Origin of the sequence: Streptomyces sp. NPDC087420 (genome assembly GCF_044744165.1) — a bacterium.
Lineage (GTDB): Bacteria > Actinomycetota > Actinomycetes > Streptomycetales > Streptomycetaceae > Streptomyces.
This window is the reverse complement of sequence record NZ_JBIUXU010000005.1, coordinates 467087-490029: the sequence shown is the minus strand read 5'-3', so window position 1 is coordinate 490029 and position 22943 is coordinate 467087. Positions and strand designations below refer to the sequence as shown.

Annotated in this window: 22 protein-coding genes; 8 read left to right on the top strand and 14 right to left on the bottom strand. The window is 70.7% G+C overall.

Annotated features, from left to right (window positions below):
• Nucleotides 1-42: 42 nt before the first annotated feature.
• From ACIO1C_RS13035 to ACIO1C_RS13025, 3 genes are read right to left on the bottom strand one after another with little or no spacing between them, the layout of a single operon-like run.
• Nucleotides 43-861, bottom strand: a complete 819-nt coding sequence (locus tag ACIO1C_RS13035; protein ID WP_401862007.1) for a carbohydrate ABC transporter permease — start codon at nucleotides 859-861, stop codon at nucleotides 43-45.
• Complete coding sequence (locus tag ACIO1C_RS13030) at nucleotides 858-1796, bottom strand: carbohydrate ABC transporter permease (protein WP_401862004.1); 939 nt, start codon at nucleotides 1794-1796, stop codon at nucleotides 858-860. Before ACIO1C_RS13030 ends, ACIO1C_RS13035 begins: the two co-directional genes overlap by 4 nt.
• A 15-nt stretch (nucleotides 1797-1811) precedes the next feature.
• Nucleotides 1812-3110 carry an ABC transporter substrate-binding protein gene (locus tag ACIO1C_RS13025; protein ID WP_401862002.1) on the bottom strand — a complete coding sequence of 433 codons (1299 nt, stop codon included), beginning with the start codon at nucleotides 3108-3110 and terminating at the stop codon, nucleotides 1812-1814.
• 140 nt (nucleotides 3111-3250) lie between these two features.
• On the opposite strand from ACIO1C_RS13025, the gene ACIO1C_RS13020 reads away from it, so the two are divergent.
• Nucleotides 3251-4276 (top strand): LacI family DNA-binding transcriptional regulator, encoded by a 1026-nt coding sequence (locus tag ACIO1C_RS13020; protein ID WP_401862000.1) that lies wholly within the window; start codon nucleotides 3251-3253, stop codon nucleotides 4274-4276.
• A gap of 36 nt (nucleotides 4277-4312) precedes the next feature.
• Here ACIO1C_RS13020 and ACIO1C_RS13015 read toward each other — a convergent pair whose 3' ends face one another.
• The 4 genes from ACIO1C_RS13015 to ACIO1C_RS13000 form a co-directional block, all read right to left on the bottom strand.
• Nucleotides 4313-5245 (bottom strand): aminoglycoside phosphotransferase family protein, encoded by a 933-nt coding sequence (locus tag ACIO1C_RS13015; protein WP_401861999.1) that lies wholly within the window; start codon nucleotides 5243-5245, stop codon nucleotides 4313-4315.
• Nucleotides 5246-5277: 32 nt separating this feature from the next.
• Nucleotides 5278-6099: an SDR family oxidoreductase gene (locus tag ACIO1C_RS13010; protein WP_401861997.1), complete on the bottom strand. Its 822-nt coding sequence runs from the start codon at nucleotides 6097-6099 to the stop codon at nucleotides 5278-5280.
• Between the two features lie 90 nt (nucleotides 6100-6189).
• Nucleotides 6190-6876 (bottom strand): TetR family transcriptional regulator, encoded by a 687-nt coding sequence (locus ACIO1C_RS13005; protein WP_401861994.1) that lies wholly within the window; start codon nucleotides 6874-6876, stop codon nucleotides 6190-6192.
• Nucleotides 6877-6927: 51 nt separating this feature from the next.
• Entirely contained in the window at nucleotides 6928-7506 is a 579-nt protein-coding gene (locus ACIO1C_RS13000; protein WP_401861992.1) for a TetR/AcrR family transcriptional regulator, read from the bottom strand.
• An 83-nt stretch (nucleotides 7507-7589) separates the two neighbouring features.
• On the opposite strand from ACIO1C_RS13000, the gene ACIO1C_RS12995 reads away from it, so the two are divergent.
• Both ACIO1C_RS12995 and ACIO1C_RS12990 read left to right on the top strand, forming a co-directional pair.
• The gene (locus ACIO1C_RS12995; protein ID WP_401861989.1) at nucleotides 7590-8444 is read left to right on the top strand and encodes an NmrA family NAD(P)-binding protein; all 855 of its coding nucleotides are present in this window, start codon (nucleotides 7590-7592) and stop codon (nucleotides 8442-8444) included.
• A 140-nt stretch (nucleotides 8445-8584) separates the two neighbouring features.
• Nucleotides 8585-9079, top strand: coding sequence for a hypothetical protein (locus ACIO1C_RS12990; protein WP_401861987.1), 495 nt, complete (start codon nucleotides 8585-8587; stop codon nucleotides 9077-9079).
• Nucleotides 9080-9139: 60 nt separating this feature from the next.
• On the opposite strand, the gene ACIO1C_RS12985 is transcribed toward ACIO1C_RS12990, so the two are convergent.
• Nucleotides 9140-10066, bottom strand: coding sequence for a helix-turn-helix transcriptional regulator (locus tag ACIO1C_RS12985; RefSeq protein ID WP_401862192.1), 927 nt, complete (start codon nucleotides 10064-10066; stop codon nucleotides 9140-9142).
• Nucleotides 10067-10263: 197 nt separating this feature from the next.
• Between ACIO1C_RS12985 and ACIO1C_RS12980 the strand changes: the two genes are divergently transcribed.
• Nucleotides 10264-11304, top strand: a complete 1041-nt coding sequence (locus ACIO1C_RS12980; RefSeq protein ID WP_401861984.1) for an NAD(P)-dependent alcohol dehydrogenase — start codon at nucleotides 10264-10266, stop codon at nucleotides 11302-11304.
• A 105-nt stretch (nucleotides 11305-11409) separates the two neighbouring features.
• A complete protein-coding gene (locus ACIO1C_RS12975; RefSeq protein WP_401861982.1) occupies nucleotides 11410-11742 on the top strand; it encodes an ArsR/SmtB family transcription factor in 333 nt (110 codons plus the stop codon).
• Between the two features lie 28 nt (nucleotides 11743-11770).
• On the opposite strand, the gene ACIO1C_RS12970 is transcribed toward ACIO1C_RS12975, so the two are convergent.
• The 3 genes from ACIO1C_RS12970 to ACIO1C_RS12960 all read right to left on the bottom strand — a co-directional run bounded on the left by ACIO1C_RS12970 (nucleotide 11771) and on the right by ACIO1C_RS12960 (nucleotide 15091).
• On the bottom strand, nucleotides 11771-12826 hold the full coding sequence (locus ACIO1C_RS12970; protein WP_401861980.1) for an SDR family oxidoreductase: 1056 nt from the start codon (nucleotides 12824-12826) through the stop codon (nucleotides 11771-11773).
• A 116-nt stretch (nucleotides 12827-12942) separates the two neighbouring features.
• Complete coding sequence (locus tag ACIO1C_RS12965) at nucleotides 12943-13452, bottom strand: GNAT family N-acetyltransferase (RefSeq protein WP_401861978.1); 510 nt, start codon at nucleotides 13450-13452, stop codon at nucleotides 12943-12945.
• Entirely contained in the window at nucleotides 13442-15091 is a 1650-nt protein-coding gene (locus ACIO1C_RS12960) for an ABC-F family ATP-binding cassette domain-containing protein (protein WP_401861975.1), read from the bottom strand. Before ACIO1C_RS12960 ends, ACIO1C_RS12965 begins: the two co-directional genes overlap by 11 nt.
• A gap of 354 nt (nucleotides 15092-15445) precedes the next feature.
• Here ACIO1C_RS12960 and ACIO1C_RS12955 point away from each other — a divergent pair, with 354 nt between their 5' ends.
• Nucleotides 15446-16141, top strand: a complete 696-nt coding sequence (locus tag ACIO1C_RS12955) for a CGNR zinc finger domain-containing protein (protein WP_401861972.1) — start codon at nucleotides 15446-15448, stop codon at nucleotides 16139-16141.
• A gap of 21 nt (nucleotides 16142-16162) precedes the next feature.
• On the opposite strand, the gene ACIO1C_RS12950 is transcribed toward ACIO1C_RS12955, so the two are convergent.
• The 3 genes from ACIO1C_RS12950 to ACIO1C_RS12940 all read right to left on the bottom strand — a co-directional run bounded on the left by ACIO1C_RS12950 (nucleotide 16163) and on the right by ACIO1C_RS12940 (nucleotide 18773).
• Complete coding sequence (locus ACIO1C_RS12950; protein WP_401861970.1) at nucleotides 16163-17161, bottom strand: zinc-binding alcohol dehydrogenase family protein; 999 nt, start codon at nucleotides 17159-17161, stop codon at nucleotides 16163-16165.
• Between the two features lie 173 nt (nucleotides 17162-17334).
• Entirely contained in the window at nucleotides 17335-17793 is a 459-nt protein-coding gene (locus ACIO1C_RS12945; RefSeq protein ID WP_401861967.1) for a VOC family protein, read from the bottom strand.
• A 134-nt stretch (nucleotides 17794-17927) separates the two neighbouring features.
• The gene (locus tag ACIO1C_RS12940) at nucleotides 17928-18773 is read right to left on the bottom strand and encodes an NAD(P)H-binding protein (protein WP_401861965.1); all 846 of its coding nucleotides are present in this window, start codon (nucleotides 18771-18773) and stop codon (nucleotides 17928-17930) included.
• A 150-nt stretch (nucleotides 18774-18923) separates the two neighbouring features.
• Between ACIO1C_RS12940 and ACIO1C_RS12935 the strand changes: the two genes are divergently transcribed.
• Nucleotides 18924-19955 carry a helix-turn-helix transcriptional regulator gene (locus tag ACIO1C_RS12935; RefSeq protein WP_401861963.1) on the top strand — a complete coding sequence of 344 codons (1032 nt, stop codon included), beginning with the start codon at nucleotides 18924-18926 and terminating at the stop codon, nucleotides 19953-19955.
• A gap of 517 nt (nucleotides 19956-20472) precedes the next feature.
• Nucleotides 20473-22941: a SpoIIE family protein phosphatase gene (locus ACIO1C_RS12930; protein WP_401861961.1), complete on the top strand. Its 2469-nt coding sequence runs from the start codon at nucleotides 20473-20475 to the stop codon at nucleotides 22939-22941.
• The last annotated feature ends 2 nt before the right edge of the window (nucleotides 22942-22943 follow it).

Sequence of the window (22943 nt, the reverse complement as noted above, 5' to 3'; positions counted from 1 at the left end):
GATCCGTGCTGTCGGGGCGGGTGTCGGCGGTCACGTTGGGGATCACTTTCCTCCGACGCCCATGAGCCCCTGGACCAGGGCGCGGCGGGCGAACAGGTAGACGAGCAGGACCGGCACCGTGGAGAGGACCACGGCCGCCAGCAGGCCGGGGATGTTGATGCCGTACTGGGTCTGGAAGTTGTACAGCCCGAGGGTGAGCACCTTGGTGTTCTCGGACTGGGTGAGGACGAGGGGGAAGAGGAAGCCGTTCCAGGCCTGGAGTGCGGAGAAGACCACGATGGTCGACAGCCCGCCCTTGGACAGGGGAACGACCAGCTGGAAGAAGACCCGGCGGGTGTCGGCGCCGTCGATGGCCATGGCCTCGAACAGTTCGTCGGTGATGTCACGCATGGTGCCGGTGAGGATGAGCGCGCAGACGGGCAGACAGAACGCGGCGGTCGGCAGGATGACACCGATGAGGTTGTCGTAGAGGCCGGCTTTGCTGATGACGTAGAACATCGGGACGATCACCGCCTGCGCGGGGATGGCGAGCCCGAGCAGGAAGAGGCGGAAGACGCGCGGTCCCGACCGGCCGCGGTGGCGGACGATCGAGAAGGCCAGCGGGGGGACGAGGAGAAGCACGATGACCACCACACTGGTGGTCACGATGACGGTGTTGAGGAAGTAGCGGCCGAAGCCGTTGGAGAAGTCCTCCGTGTAGTTGGACAGACTGAAACCGCGCGGGAACGACAGGGGGCCGCCCGCGGTGTACTCCGTGCGGGACTGGACGGTGGCGCCGAGGAGCACGTACAGCGGCAGTCCGACCAGGCAGAGCCACAGCAACGCACCCGCGCCCGCGAGGTAGTTGGGGGTGCGCCTCATGAGAGTCCGTCCTTTGTGCCGGCCATCTTGTCGTAGCCGGAGACACGCACCACGACCAGGGAGATGAGGGTCGCCACGAGGACGAGCAGCAGTGCGATCGCGGCGCCCGCCCCGAAGTCGAAGCCCTTGAAGGCCTTTTGGTACATGTAGAAGGCCGTGATGGTGGTGTCGGTGCCCGGTCCGCCCTGGGTGAGGATCAGGACGGTGTCGAAGGTGGTGAGCCCGCCGACGACCATGAGGATCACCGACGTGATGACGGCGTTGCGCAGTTGCGGCAGGGTGATGTGGAAGAACTGGCGTACGGTCCCCGCCCCGTCGATGGCGGCGGCCTGGTAGAGGACCACCGGCACCGCCCGCGCGGCCCCCTGGTAGATCAGCGCGTGGAGCGGGGTGAACTGCCAGGTGCTGACGAGGACGAGTACGCCGATCGCCCCGGTCCGTGATCCCAGGAGGTTGCCGTCGCCGAACAGCCAGCGGGCCTGGGCGGGGACGCCGAAGTTGGGGTCGAGCAGGGCACGCCACAGGACGGACACGGCGGTGGCGGACAGCAGGAGCGGGACGAAGAAGACGGCGGACAGGACGGCGCGGTTGCGCTGGGGCCCGGCCGCCCAGACACCGAGCAGGATGCTCAGGGGTGTCTGGACCGCCACACCCAGCGCGGTGAGCAGGACGCTGAGCCAGAGACTCTTGATCATGACCGGGTCGTGGAACAGCGTGGTCCAGTTGTCGAGGCCCGCGAACTCCGGTGAGCCCAGACCGCTCCAGGTGGTGAAGGAGAGCACCGCGACGAGGACGAGGGGCACGAGGGCGAACAGGACGAAGAACAGGGTGGCGGGCAGGGCCCAGCCGATGCCGGGGCGGGCGACTCCGGGCGGGGGCGCTCCCCGGCCGGGCACGGCCCGGGCGCGCGGCACCCGGGAGGCGGTTGCGGTCATGATCAGGTCAGCCCTCTACGCGGTGGTCAGGGCCTGCATGGCCTTGATGAAGCCGTCGGCGTCGAGGCTGCCGTTGAAGAACTGCTGGACGGCCTGGTGGATGGGGGTGATGTTCTCGGGCGCGTACGCCTGGTCCCAGGAGAGCTGGAACGACGGGGCCTTGCTGACCAGGTCGAGCTGGTACTTGAGGTAGTCGGGGTTGGCGGCGCCGGCGAGGTGCTTCTCCGTGTTGGTCGTGGTGGGCAGGTTCCCGATGGAGAGCTGCGACGTGACAAACGCCTCGGAGTACATCAGCTTGAGGAACTTCGCGATGGCGTCGGCGTGCTTGGTCTTCTTGGTGACGGAGTAGAAGTTGTTGGTGTTGCCGACGATGCCGGCCGCGTCGCCCTTGCCGCCTTCGACGGTGGGGAAGGCTCCGTACCCGAGGTCCTTCTTGGCGAAGTCGGGGCTGGCGTCCTGCTGGGTCGAGTACTCCCACGAGCCCATCAGCTCGAACCCGGCCTTGCCGGCGGCGAGCAGGGCGGCGGAACCGCCGTCCGTGAACTTCACCGAGTCGTAGTTGGTCCCGAAGGCCTTGGCGTCGATCAGCTCCTTGAGCATGCTGAGCGCCTTCCTGCTGTCGGGGCTGTCCCAGGCGTCCTTGTCGCCGGCGAGGGCCTTCTCGAAGAGTCCGGGCCCCGCGACCCGGTCGTACAGGTACTCGAACCACATCAGCGTGGGCCACTGGTCCCCACCGCCGAGGGCGATCGGGGTGACGCCCTTCTCCTTGAGCCTGCCCACCGCCGTGAGCAGTTCGGCCCAGGTCGCGGGTGGCTGTACGCCCGCGTCCGCGAGCACCGCGCGGTTGCTGAAGAGCAGGACGGGCTGGGTGCCGCGCATCGGCACGCCGTACGCCTTGCCGTCGACGACCGCCGTGTTGAAGACCGAGGGCAGGAAGTTCGACTTGAGGCCGGGGTCCTTCTTGATCATGTCGTCGAGCGGCAGCAGCAGACCGGCCTTGACGAAGGGCTGGATGCTTCCCCCGCCCCAGTTGAAGAAGACGTCCGGGGCCTGCGGGGTGTTGATGACCGTCTGGAGCTTCTGCTGGTAGTCGGCGCCGGGAACGGTGTTGAGGACGGCCTTGACGTCGGAGGTCTTGTTGAAGGTCGCGACGATCTCCTTCTCCACCTTGTTCGCCGCGTCGCCGTAGACGAGTACGTGGAACTCCTGGGATCCGCCGGCGCTGCCGCCGTCACCGCAGGCCGTCAGGGACAGACCCATCGCGAGGGCCGCGCCGCCCGCCACACACCGGGCGAGTCGTATGCGTATCTTCATCGAATGACCTCTCGAAAGTATCGGCCACATTGCCGAAAGTCTCTTGGCGGGCGACCGTAGAACGCCCGCAAGGAGCGGTCAACAGCGCGGTCGGGGCGCTACCAAACCGTTACCAAGCAGCGGTGCCCTATCATTCGGCCATGCGTGAAGACAGGAGTGCAGGCCGAGTGACCCTCGCCCAGGTGGCTTCGCAAGCCGGAGTTTCCCTCTCGACAGTTTCGAAGGTTCTCAACGGACGCGCGGACGTCGCGGCTCCGACGCGGGTCAGGATCGAGGGACTGCTCGACGAACACGGGTACCGGCGCTCCGCCCCCACGCCGCCGGAGGCACCCCTGCTCGAAATCGTCTTCCACGAGCTGGACAGCGCCTGGTCCATGGAGCTGATCAGGGGCGTGCAGAACGTGGCCAAGGCCACGGGGATGAGCGTGGTGCTGACGGAGACCGGCACCCGGCACTCCCCCGGGGCCGACTGGGTCGAAGGGGTGCTGCGCCGCCGGCCCCTCGGGGTGGTGCTGGTCTTCTCCACGCTGCCCGACGAGCTCAAGAAGAAGCTGTGGTCCCGCGCGATCCCGTTTGTCATCATCGATCCGGCCGGCGACCCCGAGCCGGACGTGCCGTCGGTGGGCTCGGCGAACTGGGCGGGCGGGCTGGCCGCGACCCGGCATCTCATCGAGCTCGGTCATCGCCGGATCGCCGTCATCACCGGGCCCGAGGACATGATCTGCTCGCTCGCGCGCCTCGACGGCTTCCGTTCCGCCCTGGGCATGGCGGGGCTGGAGGCGGATCCCGCGCTCATCCGGTTCGGCGACTTCCACGTGGGGTCGGGGCACGCCCACGCCATGGATCTGCTGAGCCGCCCCGACCGCCCGACCGCGATTTTCGCCGGCAGTGATCTCCAGGCCCTGGGCGTGCTGGAGGCGGCCCGGGTCCTCGGTCTCCAGGTGCCGGAGGACCTCTCCGTCGTGGGGTACGACGACATCCCGCCCGCCCAGTGGTCGAGCCCCGCGCTGACGACCGTCCACCAGCCCCTGGTGGAGATGGCCGAGGAGGCGGCGCGCATGCTGCTGCGGCTGCGGGACACGGACCAGACCGACGCGCGCATCGAACTGGGGACCAAACTGGTCGTCAGGAACAGCACGGCGGGGGTCCGCGCGGAATCTTCCTAGATCCGCGCACAACGGTCCGGCGCGGCCGCGAGGGGATCATCGGGACGGCCGGACGTCCCCCTGACCGGCGAGCACTTCACGGATCACGCGGCGCCCGATGGCGTGCATCACCGGGTCCGTGTGCCGGTAGTACGAGACCTCCATCAGCGCGATCGACAGCGCCCAGCCGCGACCGCGCGACCAGGCCGCGTCGTCCGCTTCCACGGTGGTACGGAAGACGTCTCTCGCCGCGCCGCCCAGCAGGTACCAGGCCGGGATCAGGTCGACGGCGGGATCGCCGAGGCCCATGCAGCCGAAGTCGATGACGGCGCTGAGGCGTCCGCGCGCCGTCAGCACGTTTCCGGGCTGGAGGTCCGCGTGGATCCAGACGGGCGGGTCACGCCACTCGGGTGCGCGCAGGGCCGCCTCCCAGACGGCGGTCGCCGCCCGCGCGTCGACGATCCCGCGCAGTTCGTCGATCGCGGCACGGGTCGCGGTGTCCCTCGCGGCCAGGTGTTCGCCTCGGTAGGAGGGAGGGCCGTCGGTCGGATCGATCCGCCGCAGGGCGCGGACGAACTCCGCCACGTCCCGCGCGAACGGCCCGGTGCGGCCGATGCCGCCGGCCGGGGTCTCCCCCTCCAGCCACCGGTAGACGGACCAGGCCCACGGGTAGTCCGCCGCCGGCCTCCCCTTCCCGAGCGGTACGGGAACGGCGAACGGGAGCGAGGGGGCGATCCGCGGCAGCCACCGGTGCTCCCTGTCCACGTCGGCGGCGGCCGCCCCACGGCGGGGAAGGCGCACCACCATGGTGTCGCCCAGCCGGTACATGGCATTGGACGTCCCGTTGTCCACCCGTACGACCGGCAGGTCCGCCCACCGCGGGAACTGCGCGGCGAGCAGCCGTCGTACGAGAGACGCGTCGATGTCCGCCTCGTCGGCGTGCAACTTCTCGGTGTGCCCATGGTCGGCGTGCGACGTGTCGGCGCACATGGAACCTCCTTGGCCGGGGTGCGGGGGTGCGATCACGCGACGTCGGTCAGGGACACGCTGTCCTTCTGGGCTTCGACTTCCCGCAGCCGGGCCGTGAGGGACGCGTGTACGGCGTCGTAGGCGTCGGTGCCCAGCAGCAGCCTGCGGGGAGGGCGGGGCGCGTCGGCGGCGGCGATGACCGCCGTGGCGAGCCGGGCCGGGTCGCCGAGGGGCTCGGCGAAGGTGGCGAGCATCCGTTCGCGCAGTGCGGCGTAGGCCGGCAGGGCGGGCGCGGCGTCCGCGCTGCGGGTGTTCGCGTCGGTACGGAACCCGCCCGGCTCGATCAGGGTGGTGGCGATGCCGAGCCCGGCGACTTCCTGGGCGAGGGCCTCGTAAAACCCTTCCATGGCCCACTTCGTGGCGTTGTAGACGCTGACGAACGGGAACGCGGCCTGTCCGCCGATGCTGGAGAACTGCATCAGGTGGCCGCCGCCCTGGGCGCGGAGGTGCGGAAGCGCCGCGCGGGCCAGGGTCATCGAGCCGAGCACATTGGTGTCGAGCTGGCGCTCGACCCGTTCGTCGGTGGGTTCCTCGGCGGCGCCGACCAGCGAGTACCCCGCGTTGGAGACGACCACGTCGATCCGGCCGAGCGCGGCGAAGGCGTGGTTGACGACGTCGCGAACCCGCGCGGGGTCGCTGACGTCGAGGACGGCGCGCCACAACTGGTCGTCGCCGTACGCGGCCGCCAGGTCGTCCAGGGCGGCGGGGCGCCGCAGAGTGGCGGCGACGCGGTCGCCACGCGCGAGCAGCGCTTCTGTGAGCGCACGGCCGAAGCCGGTCGAGGTTCCCGTGATGAACCAGGTCTTGGACGTCATCGGACGGCTCCTCTAGGCCATTTAACGCACATACTGTGCGTTAATCAGCCTACGGCAGTCCCGCCCGACGGTCAACGCGCAGCCCGTGCGTTATCGAGGGGTCGTTCCTGCCACCGTCGCCTGGACCACGATTCCGACCACGGTGGCGGTGAGCAGGCGGGTGAGCGTGGGGGCGAAGTCGAGGGCCCAGGAGGGCGCGACGGTCCGGTCCCCGGCGTAGACCCGCGCCAGGGCCTCGGGCGGGTGCGCGACCTGCCAGAGCGTGGCGGCGAGGGCGTTCGCGGCGGTCACGACGTCGAGCGCGCCACGGCTGTCGAGTCCCGGCAGGGCGTCCTCGATCGCGCCGGCCATGGAGTCGACGGCGGCGCGGCTGACGTGCTTGAAGGCGGTGACGCGCTCGATGTCGACGTCGTGTTCGAGATGCACCGGAACGTTGGCGAGCAGGTCGCAGAAGAGCGGATCGGCCTCCAGTGCGCGCGCCAGCACCTCGGCCACCGCCGCGGGCGTCACCGGCGTCACGGCGCCGAGCCCGTCACGTACGGCCTCCGACCAGCTCGCCCACCCCTCCGCGGCCAGTTGGAGAAGCACGTCCTTGTGCGAGCTGAAGTAGCGGCGTACGGCGGAGTGGTGCACGCCGGCGCGGTCGGCGACCGCGGTCAGCGTCACGGACGCGACGCCATGCTCCAGCGCCAGCGAGCGCGCGGCCTCCATCAGCGCGCCCGCCCTCCGGCGTTTGTTCTCGGCGGAGCGCGCACGCTGGAAGGAAGGGGTGGCCATCCGTCCACGATAGCGCACAGGGTGTGCGTTGTGCCGTGCCGCCGAGCGACGTCACGGGCCCAGGGCCTTGGCGGCGAAGGCCGCCAGATGCTCCCTCATCCGATCAGGAGTCATGCGCTCCTCGGCCGCGAGGTGTTCGACGAGGTCGGCACGGGTGGCGGCCAGCAGCGCATGGGCGGTGAAGCCGCTGTCGGCGACCCCCGGCAACCGGCTCAGCGCGTCGCGAAGGGTTTCGTGCCACCAGGTGTAGTGCTCCGCCCGGTAGGGGCTGGCGCCGCCCGCGTCTTCCAGGGCCAGGGCGAGATACCGGTTGTCGAGCTTGAACCGCAGGATCGCGTCGAGCAGCGCCAGGACACGCTCGCGCGGCGGAGTGGCGGGGCCGAGAGGCGCGGGCCCTGCCTCGACGGCCTGGCGGAGCGGTTCGATCCGCCGCTCGACCAGGACGCGGATCAGGCCCGTACGGTCGCCGAAACGGCGGAACAGCGTGCCTTTGCCGACGCCGGCCGCCGTCGCGACGTCGTCCATGGACACGCCGCGGGGGCTCGCGCTGCGGGCGAAGAGGTCGTCGGCCGCGGCCAGGACGGCCTCCCGGTTGCGCGCCGCGTCCGCGCGCTCTTTGTGCTGGGTCACGACCACTCCAGTTGCAAAACGGACCAGCGGTCCGTATCTTCAAACGGACCCGCAGTCCGTATTGTAGAGGTCGGAGCACACCGATGACAGATCCCATGAAACCGGCGGACAGCGTCATCCTGGTCACCGGAGCCACCGGCACCACCGGCAGCCGCGTCGCGTCCCGGCTCGCCGGACTCGGCCACACCGTCAAGGCGGCCGGCCGCCGGCCCGTCGCCCCGGGTGACACCAGGGGCGTCCGCTTCGACTGGTACGACCCCGCCACCCACGCCGACGCCCTGCGCGGCGCGGACCGGATGTACCTGATCCCTCCCATCGGCGAACCGGACCCGGCCGCCGTCATGCTGCCCTTCCTCCACCAGGCCCGTACGGCGGGTGTGCGGCGCGTGGTCCTGCTCAGCTCCTCGGCGATACCGGCCGGGGGCCCGGCGGTGGGCCAGGTGCACAGCCAGGTCGCCGAGTTGTTCGACGAGTGGGCGGTGCTCCGGCCGTCCTGGTTCATGCAGAACTTCACGGGACAGCAGTTGCACGCCGACAGCATCCGTACGGACGCCGCCATCATGTCCGCGACCGGCCAGGGCCGGATCGGCTTCATCGACGCCGACGACATCGCGGCGGTCGCCGTACGCGCGCTCACCGACCCGTCGGCCCCCAACACCGACCTCGTCATGACCGGGCCCGAGGCGCTGAACTACGACGCCGTCGCGGCCGTCATCACCGAGGTCACCGGACGGCCCGTCTCCCACCGGCCGCTGACCTACGAGCAGATGCGCTACCGCCTGGCGGCCGGCATGCCCGAGGAGTTCGCCGCGCTGCTGGCGGGCCTGGACCGCGCCATCTCCGAAGGGTCCGAGGACCGCGTCACCGACACCGTCGAACGCCTCACGGGCCGCCCGGCCAGGAGTTTCCGCGCGTACGCCGAATCGGCCATGCGGTAAGGCGGTTGACGGTCGGCATCACAGAAAACGACGACGCGCGGCGGTTCTCCCCTCAGTGGCGAGAGGTCGCCACACACGATTCCGGAAAATGCCCGCCGGGTAGCCAATCTCCGCCGAAAGCACCTCGAAAAGGGAGAATCGTGAAAGCTCTACGTGTCGTATCCGTGCTCGCCGCCGCCGCGGCCTCGCTGGCGGCCCTCACCGTCCCGGCCTCGGCGGCCGACGCGGAGCCGGCCTCCGCGACCCACTGTCTGCTGGTGCTGGACGAACTCCAGCCGGGGGAAGAGACGTCCACGCCCCGTTCCCACACCTGCTTCTCCGGCCCGCAGGCCGAGCGGAGAGCTGTTGACGCGGCGCCCGCGGCCTCCGTGAAGCTGATGACATGGGCGACGGACGTCAACTACGGCGGCGAGTACACCCACATCTACGGCGGCTCGGCGTGTGACGGCGCGGGATACTCGTTCGCCCCCAATTCATGGTGGTCCACGCGGCTGTCGTCGTACCTGGTGTACAGCGGCTGCAACAAGTCCTTCGCCCGGGGCGACCGGGGCAACGCCAGCTTCACCGGTGACGTGCCCTGGGTGGGTTCCACGCTCAACGACGACATCGACTACATCAAGATCTGGCGCGGCTGACCCCGCAGGCACCCGCCCGAGGTCCACCGATGACGCCGGCGCCGTCGTCGTCGGTGGGCCTCAGGGCCGCAGTGGCCGGGCTTCCACCGTGGCCGCGTCCACGCCCCAACTGGCCAGCAGCCGCAGGTTCTCCGCCGTGGTGGACCCGGCCTGGGAGTGGTACACGGTCAGACACTGCTCGGAGTCGTCGGGCAGCCGGAACGACTCGAAGGAGAGCGCGAGGTCACCCACCAGCGGATGGCGCAGGTAGTTGGTTCCATGGCTCTTCTCCTCGACGTCGTGCCTGGCCCACAGCCTGCGGAACTCCCCGCTCCGCACCGAAAGCTCACCCACGAGCGCCGACAGCCGCGGATCGTCCGGATGGCACCCCACATCCAGGCGGAGCGCACCGACGATGTCGGCCGCCTTCGACTCCCAGTCCACGAACAGCCGTCGGTAGTGGGGCTGGAGGAACACCAGCCGCGCCCAGTTACGCTCCTGGGACGGCAACCGGTCCCAGTCGCCGAAGAGGGCCACCGCCATCGGGTTCCAGGCGAGGATGTCCGAGCGCCGCCCCACCACGTAGGCGGGCACGCCCTCGAAGGAGGCCAGTAACTCCCGCAGTGTGGAGCGGACCTGCTGCCGAGGGGGCGGCGCGTGGCTCTTCCCGTGGCGGCACTTGGCCAGATGCGTGAGGTGGACGCGCTCGGCGTCCGACAGCCGCAGGGCACGTGCGATCGCGTCGAGCACCTCCACCGACACGTTGTTGCCCCTCCCCTGCTCCAGCCGGGTCAGATAGGCCACCGACACGGCGGAGAGCTGGGCCAGTTCCTCACGGCGCAGCCCCGGCACGCGCCGGTGCCGCCCGTAGACCGGCAGCCCGACGTCCTCGGGCCTCAGCCGCGCCCGGCGGCTGCGCAGGAACTCACCGATCTCGGCGCGCGGATCGAACGACAGCCCGCCGCCGTCCTCCGGTGTCTCCTCCGTCGTACCGGGCAGACCGTCCATGCCATCCATACCGTTCATTGTCTCCGGTCGTACGCCCATGGGGGCAGCAAGGAGCCTGTCCCTGGCAGTAGTAGGAACAGTGGTCGTAAGCGGAACAGAGGGCTGGGAGGCCTCAGTTCGCCGCGGAAGGCTCTTTCCCGGCGCCCCGGCCGACAGGTCCGCGGGGTGCACACCACGATCCGGGGAGAGCACTTCCGATGAGTACCGTTGCCGCTTATGCCGCGCCGTCCGCCAAGGCACCACTGGAACGCACCGCCATCGAGCGGCGCCCCGTCGGCGCGTCCGACGTCCTGATCGACATCAAGTACGCGGGGATCTGCCACTCCGACATCCACCAGGTGCGCGCGGGCTGGGGGGAGGCGATCTTCCCCATGGTGCCGGGTCATGAGATCGCCGGCGTGGTCGGCGAAGTCGGCCCCGGAGTCACCGGGTTCGCCGTGGGCGACCGCGTCGGAGTCGGATGCCTCGTCGACTCGTGCGGCGAGTGCGACCACTGTGTCCAGGGGCTTGAGCAGTACTGCGCCCAGGGCTGGACCGGCACGTACAACGACCGGGATCGGAACGGCGATCCCACCTACGGTGGTTACTCGACCCGCATCGTCGTCAACGAGGACTTCGTCGTCCGCATCCCCGACGCGCTCCCCCTCGACGTGGCCGCGCCGCTGCTGTGCGCGGGCATCACCGTGTACTCCCCGCTCAAGCAGTGGAACGGGGGTCCGGGCAAGAAGGTCGCCGTCGTGGGCCTGGGCGGGCTGGGCCACCTCGCGGTGAGATTCGCACACGTCCTGGGCGCCGAGGTGACCGTACTCAGCCAGTCGCTCCGCAAGCGGGCCGACGGCCTGCGGCTGGGCGCCGACCACTACTACGCGACGAACGATCCGGCGACCTTCGAGGAGCTGGCCGGCACTTTCGACCTGGTCCTCTCCACGGTCTCCGCGCCGCTCGACCTCGACGCCTACCTCGGGTTGGTGAAGACCGACGGGGCGCTGGTGAACGTGGGCGCCCCCGAGGAGCCCGTCTCGCTCAACCTCTTCTCGCTGCTGTTCGGGCGCAAGACCCTGGCGGGCTCGATCATCGGCGGCCTGGGCGAGACCCAGGAGATGCTCGATCTCTGCGGCGAGCACGGCATCGGCGCCGAGATCGAACTGATCCGCGCCGACGAGATCAACGAGGCGTACGAGAGGATTCTCTCCGGGGACGTCCGCTACCGGTTCGTGATCGACACCGCCACGATCTAGGGCCCTGTCCCCGCAGAAGCGCGTCTCCGGCCGGGCAGACGGGGCTGCCCGGCCGGATGACCATCGCGAGGTATGATGCAAGGCGTACCTATGGATGAGGTGGTCATGGCTGACGAGTTCGGGCACCCCGCGCCCGGCGAGATGGACCTCGGGAAGGTCCTGGCGGCGCTGGCGGACCCCCTGCGCCGGGGAGTGGTGACGGCGCTCCTCCAGGAGCCGGACGGTACGGAGCGGACCTGCGCCTCGTTCCAGCTCCCCGTGTCGAAGTCGAGCTGTACGTACCACTTCCGGGTGCTGCGCGAATCGGGCCTCATCCTGCACCCCGACTACGGAAACCGCCGTGGCGTCACCCTGCGGCGCGCCGAGATGGAGCAGCGCTTCCCCGGACTCCTCGGCGTCCTCGCGCACGACGCGGTGACGGCGGGCGCGACCGGCTGAGCTGCTGAGCTGCTGAGAGAGCGGTCGGCTACGGGATGATCCGGCGCTCGCGAAACCGGGTGAAGATGTCGAAGAACATCCGCTCGGTCTCGGCGTACTCATGGAAACCGGCCCGCCGGGCCTTGGAGGAATCGGCGAACATGTCGTAGTCCAGGCCGAAGACGAAGTCCCCGAAGGGCCAGCACGACACCTCGTCGTACGCGTGCGCGAGGCCGTACTTCTCCGTCATCCCACGCCACAGCGGCTCCTTGTCCGCCATCACGGTACCGAGCGACATCGGCAGCGGCGGCGCGACCTCCAGGTCGAAGAAGCCCGCGATCCCGGGCCACATCTCGCTCCACCGGAACAGGTCACCGTTGGCGATGTTGAACGCCTGCCCGGCACCCCGTTCGTCCGTGGCGGCCCACACGGTGGCCTTCGCCAGCAGCTGGGCGTCGGTCATCTCCAGCAGGCTGTGGTACGCGCCCGGCTTGCCCGGGAAGCGCAGCGGAAGGCCCAGCTCCTTCGAGATCGAGGCGTACACGGCGATCACCAGCGCCAGATTCATCGGATTGCCGAGCGCGGCTCCGCCCACCATCGACGGCCTGATGGCGGACCACGTCCACGACGCGCCCCGTTGGCGGCGTTCGAGGAACGCCTGCTGGTCCACGTTGAACTCCGGCGGCATGTGGCCGGCGTCCGTCTCGCGCGCCGGGGTCTTGAACGGGCCGAGGTGCGCGCCGTACACCTTGTACCCCTGCATCAGGCTGATGTGGCGAAGCCCCGGCGCGACCGGCTCGATCGCGTCGACCGTGTGAACGAGCATGGCGAGGTTCGGCGGGACGAGTTCCGCCCAGCCCGGCCGGTCCTGGTAGGCCGCGTAGAAGACATGCGTGATGTCGGTGAGCCCGCTCAGCCTCCTACGGGTGTCCTGCGCGTCGAGCAGGTCGACGGCGACGTACCGGAGGCGGTCACCGTCCTCGCCGCCCCGCCGGGAGAGCCCGACGACGTCCCAGTCGCCGAGCGCCCGAAGATGCTCGACGAGGTCGCGGCCGACCACTCCGTTGGCCCCCACGACAAGGGCGACCTTCTGCTCCGTACTCATGAATCCACTCCTGGACGCGATGCGGTTCCGCGGCGATGCGCATGGGTGGCCGATTGGTACGACGAACGACCTACGTACGACGCTACACATACCCAAAGGTACGAGGCAAGTTGTACCTAGGCCGGGTGGTGGCCCACCTCCGCGACGCCCTGGCGCACCATGAAGACGTCGACCGGGTCCTCCGCCTCCACGACGAAGCCGTGGCGTTCGTACAACCGTTGGGCGGTACTGCCCCGCAGGACGTTCAGGCGGACGGTGGCACCCCGCGCGTCCGTGCGGGCGAGCAGCGTGCGCAGGACGGCCGACCCGAGGCCCCGGCCCTGGTGGCGGGGTGCGAGGTAGAAGTGCTCCAGCCACTGTCCGTCCTGGGCGGGCCGCACGGTGACACACCCCGCGAGTGCGCGATCGACCTCGATGATCGAGGTGTACCGCGTGGAGAGGGAGTCCCGCAGCCGCTGCCGTACCCGGTGCTCGTCGAAACGGCCGAGGCGCTCCAGGTCCGCCCGCATGACCGTCGCCCGTAGTTCGGCGATCACCTCCACGTCCGCGGGCGTGGCGGAACGCAGCGCCCAGCGCACGCCGGGCGCCGGCCGCGTCCCACCCCGGTTCTCCCCCTCACTCCGCATCGGGCGCCCCCGTCTCCAGCAACCGGCCCCCGGTGAGCCGCAGCCAGCGATTCACCCCGATCTCCGCCAGGAATCGCTCGTCGTGGCTGACCACGACAAACGCACCTTCGTACGCGTTGAGCGCCCCCTCCAACTGGCCGACGCTGACGAGGTCGAGGTTGTTGGTCGGCTCGTCCAACAGCAGCAGTTGCGGGGACGGTTCGGCGTACAGGACACACGCCAGGGTGGCGCGCAGCCGCTCGCCGCCGGAGAGCGCCACAACCGGGAGGTGGATGCGGGAGCCCCGGAACAGGAAGCGGGCCAGGAGGTTCATGCGCTCCGCCTCGGGCATCGCGGGGGCGAACGCGGCCAGGTTCTCGGCCACGGTGCGGTCGAGGTCCAGCAGGTCCAGGCGCTGGGACAGGTACGCGATCCGGCCGTCCGCCCGCCGGATACCGCCGCCCGCCACCGCCGGCTCGTCCTCCAGTTCACCGTTGATCACACGCAACAGGGTTGATTTTCCCGCGCCGTTGGGGCCGGTGAGAGCGATCCGTTCGGGGCCCCGGATCGCCAGGTCGATGCCCGGCGCGGAGAACAGGTCCCGCTCTCCGTGCCGTACGCGCAGCTGTTCGCCGAGGAAGACCGTGCGCCCGGCGGGGACGTGGGTGCCGGGCAGTTCCAGCGCGATGGCCTGGTCGTCGCGCAACGCGCGGCCCGCCGCGTCGAGGCGGGCCTTGGCGTCGCCGACCCGAGCGGCGTGTGTTTCGTTCGATTTGCCGGCCGACTCCTGGGCGTTGCGTTTCATCGTCCCGGCGAAAATCTTCGGCAGGCCGGCGCTCTTGAGGTTGCGGGCGGCGTTGCCCGCCCGGCGCTCGGCCCGTTCGCGGGCCTGCCGCATCTCCCGCTTCTCCCGCTTGACGTCCTGTTCGGCACTGCGGATGTTCTTCTCGGCGACCTCCCGCGCGGTGCGGACGGCGTGCTCGTACGCGGTGAAGTTCCCTCCGTGGAACTGGACTTCACCCCGGTCGAGTTCGGCGATACGGTCCACGCGGTCCAGCAGGGCCCGGTCGTGGCTGACCACCAGCAGACACCCGGTCCAGTCGTCCAGCACGCCGTAGAGCCTGCGGCGGGCGTCGAGGTCGAGGTTGTTGGTCGGTTCGTCGAGCAGCAGGACGTCGGGCTGCCTGAGCAGTTGAGCTGCCAGTCCGAGAGAGACGACCTGGCCGCCGCTGAGCGTGTGCAGGTACCGGGTGAGGGCGATGCCGCCGAGACCGAGCCGGTCGAGCTGGGCGCGGGTGCGCTCCTCGATGTCCCAGTTGGTGCCGATGGTGATGAAGTGCTCCTCGCTCGCGTCCCCCGACTCGATGGCGTCGAGTGCGCGGATCACCGGGGCGATGCCCAGGACGTCGGCCACGGTCAGGCCGCCGGCGAGCGGCAGGCTCTGCGGGAGGTGGCCGAGCACGCCCTCGATGGAAACGGAACCGCCGCTGGGCCGGTACTCGCCGGCGATCAGCTTGAGCAGGGTGCTCTTCCCGGCGCCGTTCGGCGCGACGAGGCCGGTGCGGCCGCCTCCCACGCTGAAGGAGAGGTCCTGGAAGACGGGGGTGTCGTCGGGCCAGGAGAAGGAGAGGTTCGAGCAGATGATGAACGCGTCGGACATGCGTGAGCCCTCATGGGTGATGCGGGCGGGCCAGGACCGCCCGGCAGGGAAACAGGGAAGTGGGAACGACGAAGCGGCCACGGTGGCGGCGCTCGGTGCGCGGCTGCCGGTGGCCTCTCACTTCCGGGATTCACCCGGAGATGTCGTCGTCACCCGCCATGTCTGCTCTCCCTGGCCCGATCACTCGGATCACTCGGATCACTCGGATCACTCAGATTTCCCCAGATTAACAAGGGCGGTCTTCTGTTCACAACGAATTGAAGGCCGTCCGCGCGGGCCGCGCCTCCTCCCTCCCGGACCTCGGCCCACCGCTTCAACCGGTGTCGACCCGCGATCAGAAGGTAGCCTCGCACCATGGCGGGAGAACAGGCGGGCGACAGGGTGGGGACCGCGGCTGGCGGCACGGGCGGTACGGCGGGTGGCACAGCGGTCGGCGATGCGCTCGCCGCGTTTGTGTTTGTCGGCGGGCGGCCGTGCCTGGACTTCGTGGCGACCCTCGGTCGGCGCGGCAGCCTGGACCTGGAGCGGCTGCCCGACCCGGAGTCCCTGGCCCGGTGGTTCTCGGAGTCCGGGCTCACTCCGCCGCACACGCCCACCGCGTCGGGAACGACGGCGCGGACGGCGATGCGGGTGACGGACGCGGACCTGGAACGGGCCCGGGGCCTGCGCGAGTCGGCGTACCGGCTCATCCGCGCCGCACCGGAGGACCGCACTCCGGCGCCGGCGGACGTGACGCGCGTGAACGGTTTCGCCGCCGCGCCCGACCTCGTACCGCAGCTGACCTGGACTCCGTCCGGCGGGCCCGCGGCGGCCACGGGGTGGACCGGCGAGGATGCCGTGGGAGCCGCGCTGTCCACCGTCGCGCGCGACACGGTCACCCTGCTGGGCAGCCCGCTCCTGGCACGTGTCAAGCAGTGTGAGAATCCCGTCTGCGCCCTGCTCTTCCTGGACGATTCCCAGGCGCGGCGGCGCCGTTGGTGTTCCATGGAGCGCTGCGGGAACCTCGCCAAGGTGGCGGGCTACCGCTCCCGTTCCGCGCGGCGCGCCTGACCTTCCGTCCGTGTGCCGTGATCACTGCTCCCGGACGGTCAGCAGCACCTTGCCACGGATGGAGCGGTCCTCCAGGCGGGTGTGCGCGTCCCCGGCCTCGGTAAGGTCGTACGTCGCGTCGACAGGGACGCTGAACCGCCCCTGGGCAAGGGCCGCGAGCAGGTCACGCAGGTCAGGGCGGGGGTCGTAGCCGCCCTCCCGGAGGGCGGTGATCTGGAAGCCGAAGATGCGGGCGTTCTTCGGGTAGAAGTCGCGGGTGTCGATGGTGCTCGGTTCGAGTGCCACGTTGGCCATGGCGATCACCCGCCCGGCGTTGCCCACGGTCAGCAGGCTCTCGCTGAAGGTGGCCCCGCCGACGGTGTCCAGGACGACGTCGGCACCCTTGCCGCCGGTGAGGTCGAGCACGTGCTGGACCCGCTCGGCGGAGGACGGGCCCCGCGAGTCCAGGACGTGGTGTGCGCCCAGGGCCTCGACCCACTCCCGCTTCTCGGGGGATCCGGCCGTGGCGATCACCGTCGCTCCCGCGTCCACGGCGATCTGTACGGCCGCGCTGCCGACGCCGCTCGCGGCCGCGTGGACGAGGACGGTCTCGCCGGCGTCCAGGCGGGCGAGGGTCCGCAGGGTGTACCAGGCGGACAGCCACGCGGTGGGCAGGGCGGCGGCGCTGAGGCTGTCGACCTCGTCCGGTACGAGCACCGTCTGAGCGGCCGGGACGGCCACCCGCTCGGCGTAGAAACCCGGTTCGTTGGTCGCCCCGAAGGCCAGGACGCGCTGGCCGACGGCCACCTCGGTGACGTCGTCGGCGACCGCCACAACCGTTCCCGCGCCTTCGAGCCCCAGGAGCAGCGGCGGCCGGCCGGCGCGGTGGTACTTCCCGGCTCGCGCGAGTACGTCGGCGCGGTTGACTCCGGCGGCTTCGACCGCGAGGACGATCTCCCCCTGGCCCGGGGCCGGTTCGGGAAGTTCGGCGAGCTCCAGCCGCTCCGGGCCACCGAACTCTCGTACTACGACTCCGCGCATCGGCTGCTCGCTCTCTCGTTCCTGGTGCCTGACACGATCATGGACAGCAGCGACACTACCTGAACAGGTGTCGCCCTGTCTTGAACGCTTCGACCGGCTCGACCTCAGGCATCAGGCATCAGGAAGCAGGAAGCGAGCAGCAGGCAGCAGGCAGCAGGCAGCAGGCAAGGGAGTCAGCTCGTGCCCGCCGGTGGGTCGGCCAGGTCTCCCTTGAGAAGTCCCGTGGCCTGGCCGACCTCAATGAGATAACCGTCCGGATCGCGGAGGTAGCAGCGCAGTTCCGCTTTCCTGTCGATGGGTGGGGTGAGGAAGTCCGCCCCTTTGGCGCCCCACTCGCGGTAGCAGCGGTCGATGTCCGCCACACGGAGGTTGAGGAAGCTGGAGACGGTGTTCGGGTCCTCGGGCACGCGGAGCGTGACCTCGGGCTTGTCAGCCGTGGGCCCGCCGCCGGGATTCATGATGATCCACCCGTTGGCGAGGCGCACGATGCACGGGTTCTCCTCCAGCACCACGGTGCCGCCCAGGACGTCCGTGTAGAACGCCCGCGAGCGCGCCACGTCCCCCACGGTGAGGAAATGGGTCATGTAGAGCCCCGTGTCCGGGGCGGGAAGATCGGCCGGCTGCGGCTGCATGATGGCACCCCCTGCCTTCGGGTGGCGAACGTCCACGACACGCGGCCCGGTGTCTCACCAGGCCAAAAGGTCACACACTCAGTGTCGCACCGTGGCGCAGGGGCACAAACGGAACGCTCCCCCGCCCGGACCGCTCACCTGAAGGCCGCGACGTTCCGTACCGCCCACTCGGCGAAGCCGCGCGGCGCGCGGCCCAGGACCCGCTCGACGTCGGGGCTTATCCGTCGCTCGGCGGGGTGGGGTTCGCCGAGGATGTCGAGCGTCGTCTCGACCACGGGCTCGGGCATGAACCCGAGCATCTGCGCGCGGGCCTCCTCGCGGGTCTGTTCGATGAACCGGACCGGCTCGCCCAGCGCCTCCCCGATCGCCTGGGCCCGCTCGCGGGGCGAGTTGAGCGCGGGCCCGGTCAACTCATAGATCTGCCCACTGTGTTCGTCGTCGCGCAGAGCCGCCGCGGCCACCTCCGCGATGTCGGCCGGGTCGACGGTCGGCAGACCGACATCACCGAACGGCGCGGCGACGGTCCTTCGGGTACGGATGCCCTCGGCCCAGCCGTACGCGTTGGAGTCGAAGCCGGTCGGCCGCAGGATCGTCCAGTTCACGCCCGATTGCCGGACCGCCTCCTCGAAGGACCGTCCCGTACGGCCATGGGACTCGGACCCGGCCCGGGTCGCGACCGCCTGGGAGGACAGCAGCACGATCCGTCCCACTCCCCCGGCCTTCGCGGCGTCGACGATGTCCCGTGGGCTCAGCAGATACGCTCCGGGGCCGCCGTCGTGCAGGAACAACGCGTCGGCACCGTCGAAAGCGGGCCGAAGACTCTCCGGGCCGGCCAGGTCCGCCTTCCGGTGTCGTACCCCCTCCGGCAGGGACTCGCCCGGGATGTTCCGGGACACGGCCGTCACCTGCTCCCCGGCTGCCGCGAGTGCCTGTACGAGGGGGCGTCCGACGTTGCCGGTGGCTCCGGTTACCACGATCATGTTCAGCTCCACATGTCTCTGCGTGAGGTGTGCGGGGGTCGTTCTCCGTCCGGCGCGGGTCGTTCTCTGTCCGACGCGTCCGGTCATGCCCCTCATCCTGGAAGGTGAACAGGCCACCTCCTGGCCACTTTCCGGAAGAGAATGGCCCGTATGAGAGCGGACAGGCTGGTGGCGACTCTGCTGTTCCTTCAGGCGTCTGGACGGGCGACCGTCGCGGAGGTGGCCGCGGAACTGGAGGTGTCGGAACGTACGGCGCGGCGCGACCTGGAGGCGTTGGCGACCGCCGGCGTTCCCGTCTACTCGCGGCGCGGCCGGGGCGGCGGCTGGTCGTTGGTCGGCGGGGCGCGGACGAACCTCACCGGGCTGACCGCCGATGAGATCCGGGCGCTGTTCCTCCTCGCGGGACCTTCGTCGGCCACGCCTGAACTGCGGACGGCCCTGCGCAAGTTGGTCCAGGCCCTGCCGGCGACTTTCCGGCGCGACGCCGAGGCCGCGTCGCGCGCGAGTCTCACCGACGGCACGGACTGGTCGCGTACCACCGTCACGGCGGGAGGACCGCATCTCGACGTGCTCAGGAAGGCGGTGGTGGAGGGGACGCGGGTACGGCTCGGGTACGCCGGACCCGGCAGGCCCGCCGGCGAACGGACGGTCCACCCGCTGGGCCTCGCGTCCAAGGCCGGGGTCGAATACCTCGTCGCGGCCACCGACCGGGGCCTGCGGACCTTCCGGCTCAGCCGCGTCATGTCCGTCGCCGCGACCGGCGATCCCGTCGTCCGGCCGGCCGGCTTCGATCTCGCCACGGCGTGGCGCTCCCTCGCCGCGCGGATGGAGGACCGGATGCACGCGGTGACCGTACGGGCCCGGGCGGAGGCGGGTGCCGGACCCCTCCTTGAACGGCTGTTCGGCGATCGGCTGCGGGTCGGCGCGCCGCTTCCCGAGGGGTGGGTGGAGGTGGAGGTCGACGGACCGTCGGCGGAGGTGGTCGCGGCGCAACTCGCTGGGCTCGGCGCGCGCGTCGAGGTCCTGGGTCCGCCGGAGGCGAGAGAGCGGCTGGCGAGCCTGGCGGCGGAACTCACGGCCCTCTACGGGCCACCGGCGGTGACGGACGACGAGGTCCGGGCCGCTGAGCGGCGTCGATCTGCCGCTGCCGCGTCACCTGCGACCGCCGTGTCGGCCGAGTGAGCGGTAGCGGCCGGGAGCCGTGCCGTACGGTCCGGGGCGTCCGGGGTGTCCGGAGTGTCCGCGACCCCGACACCGGCGTCGCGACGAGCGTCCCGCAGGTACAAAGCCATGGTGCCTCCCCCGTGCCCAGCGGGCCGCGAACAACCCCCGTGGATACCGGGCTCCGTCGTCTCTTTCAGGCCGGGCACATCGTCCGGGTGCGCGATCACCGTGCTCCTCGGTCCGGCGAGCCTGCCGGGGACGGCGGGCAGTACCTCCTCCAGTTCCGTGGCGGGCTCTGCTCCACACTTCGCGCAGTCGAGCACCGGGGCCGCGCCGAATCGCCCTTCCGGCCGGGGTCCGTGGCTGGGGCATCTATTTTGGCCTCCGCGCCAGGTGTGAAACGCTGAATGAAATGCCGCAAAAGCGACACGTGCGCGTCGATGGGATGCAAGTGATGGCGGGTTTCGGCGGGGTGGCGCCCGGGAGTGGGCGAGGAGCGGACCGGTCGGGGGTCGGGCCGTTCGTGGTGTTCTGCGTGATCCGGGCGGACGGAACCGTCGTCGGGTGGACGAAGGCCGCCGAAGACATGGTGGGCCGCCCGGCCGGCGACGTCGTGGGACGGCCGGCCGGGCGCCTGCTGATGTCCGCCGGTGATTCGCCCGTTCCGGAGACCTGGTCGGCGCGCGCCGGGGAGGGGGAGCCGTGGACCGGGATGATCGAGGTCCGTCACGGCGCGGGCCACGGAGTCAGGATGATCTTCCACGCGTCCCCCATGTCCGCCGAGAACGGCAGGACCGACTGGTTCCTGTCGGCCGCCGAGCTGTCCGACACCCCTTCCTCCCCCGGCGCCGAGGCCGCGACGCAGGCCGCCCTCCTCGCCCGCTCGCCGATCGGCCTGTCCCTCTGGGGCCGCGATCTGCGGTGTGTCTGGCTGAACCGCGCGGCGGAGCGGCAGGACGGGACCCCGCGCCGGGAGCGGCTGGGACGACGCGTGACCGACACACACCCCGGCGGCGAGGCGGAGGCGGTCGAGGCGGTGATGGTCCGTGTCCTCGACACCGGCGTACCGGTGGTCGACCACGCGTACCAGTGGATCGCACCGGGCCGGCCGGAGCAGCCGGCGTTCTCGTGCTCCTACTTCCGCCTCGACGGAGAAGACGGCCGGCCCCTGGGCCTGTGCGCCATGTCGGTGGACATCAGGGGCAGTTGGGCGAGAGAGCGCCTCGCCGTCCTCAGCGAGGCCGGCACCCGCATCGGCACGACGCTCGACGTGATCAACACCGCCCAGGAGCTGGCCGACGTGTCGGTGCCGCTCCTCGCCGACTACGTCACCGTAGACCTCGCCGATTCCGTGCCGCTCGGCAACGAGCCCCTGGGCCGGCTCCCATCCACCGCGCAGAGCATTCCGGTCTTCCGGCGGGCGGGCGTGGCCTCCATCCACCCGGCGCTGCCCGAGTCCCTGTGGCCGGTGGGGGAAGCGGTGTTCGTTCCCCCGTCCTCACCGTTCACCAGCGTGCTGGCGTCGAGGACGTCCCACTTCGAACCGGTACTGGACACCTCTCCGGGCACCTGGCTCGACCACGACCCGGACCGGGCGCGGGCCATCGCGGCGACGGGCATGCATTCCCTGATCATCGTCCCGCTCCAGGCGCGCGGGACGGTGCTGGGCGTGGCGGTCTTCGTCCGTACGGAGAACCTCGCCGCGTTCACCAGGGACGATCTGCTCCTGGCCGAGGATCTGGGCGCCCGTGCCTCGCTCAGCCTGGACAACGCGCGCCGGTACACCCAGGAACGGACGGCCGCGCTCGCGCTCCAACGCAGCCTGCTCCCCCACTACCTCTCCGGCGGCAGCGCCGTCGAGGTCGCGTCCCGGTACCTGCCCACCGACATGCGCGAGGGAGTGGGAGGGGACTGGTTCGACGTGATCCCCCTGCCGGGCGCCCGGGTCGCCCTGGTGGTCGGTGACGTCGTCGGGCACGGCATCGCCGCCGCCGCGACGATGGGCCAACTCCGCACGGCTGTAAGGACGCTGGCGGACATGGACCTGCCGCCCGACGAACTCCTCGCGCACCTGGACGAGTTGGTCGTCCATCTGACCGAAGGGGACGCCAGGAACGAGAATTTCACCACCCCGGTCATGGGCGGCACGTGCGTGTACGCCGTCTACGACCCCGCCGACCGGTGCTGCACCGTGGCGCGGGCCGGGCACCCACCGCCCGCGATCGTGAGCCCGGACGGCCGGGTCACGTTCCCCGACCTGCCGGCGGGAACACCGATCGGCCTCGGTCTGGCGCCCTTCGAGTCCGTCGAGCTGGAGCTGGAGCCGGGAAGTGTGATCGCTCTCTACTCCGACGGGCTCGTCGAGAGCCGGGAGACCGACATCGACGCCGGGCTGGAGCGGTTGAGAACGGCCCTGTCCCGGACCGGGACGTCGCTGGAGGACCTCTGCTCCGGGGTGGTCGCCGCCATGACGGCGCGCGCTCCGCAAGTCGGTGGCGCGGATTCCGGCGGAGCGGATTCCGGCGGAGCGGATTCCGGCGGAGCGGCTTCCGGCCGTGCGCTGACGACGGCGCCCTCGGAGGACGACGTGGCCCTCCTGCTGGCCCGTACCCGCGCGCTCGGCCCCGACCAGGTCGCCTCGTGGGACCTGCGCCGCGACCCCACCACCGTCGCCGACGCGCGTTCCCACGCCGCCGGCCAACTCGCGTCGTGGGGCCTGGAGCACCTCGCCGGTACGGCGGAACTCGTCGTGAGCGAGCTGGTGACCAATGCCCTGCGCCACGGCGCGGGGCCCGTACGGCTCCGTCTGATCCGGCACAGCTCGCTGGTGTGCGAAGTCTCCGACTCCGACAACAGCACCCCCCGCCTGCGCCGCCCGCGCACGCTCAGCGAGGGCGGCTGGGGCCTGCTGGTCGTCTCCTCGCTGGCCGACCGCTGGGGCAGCCGCCTCACGTCCGACGGAAAGATCGTCTGGGCGGAGCTGGAGCTGCGGCCCGGTTCCTGAGA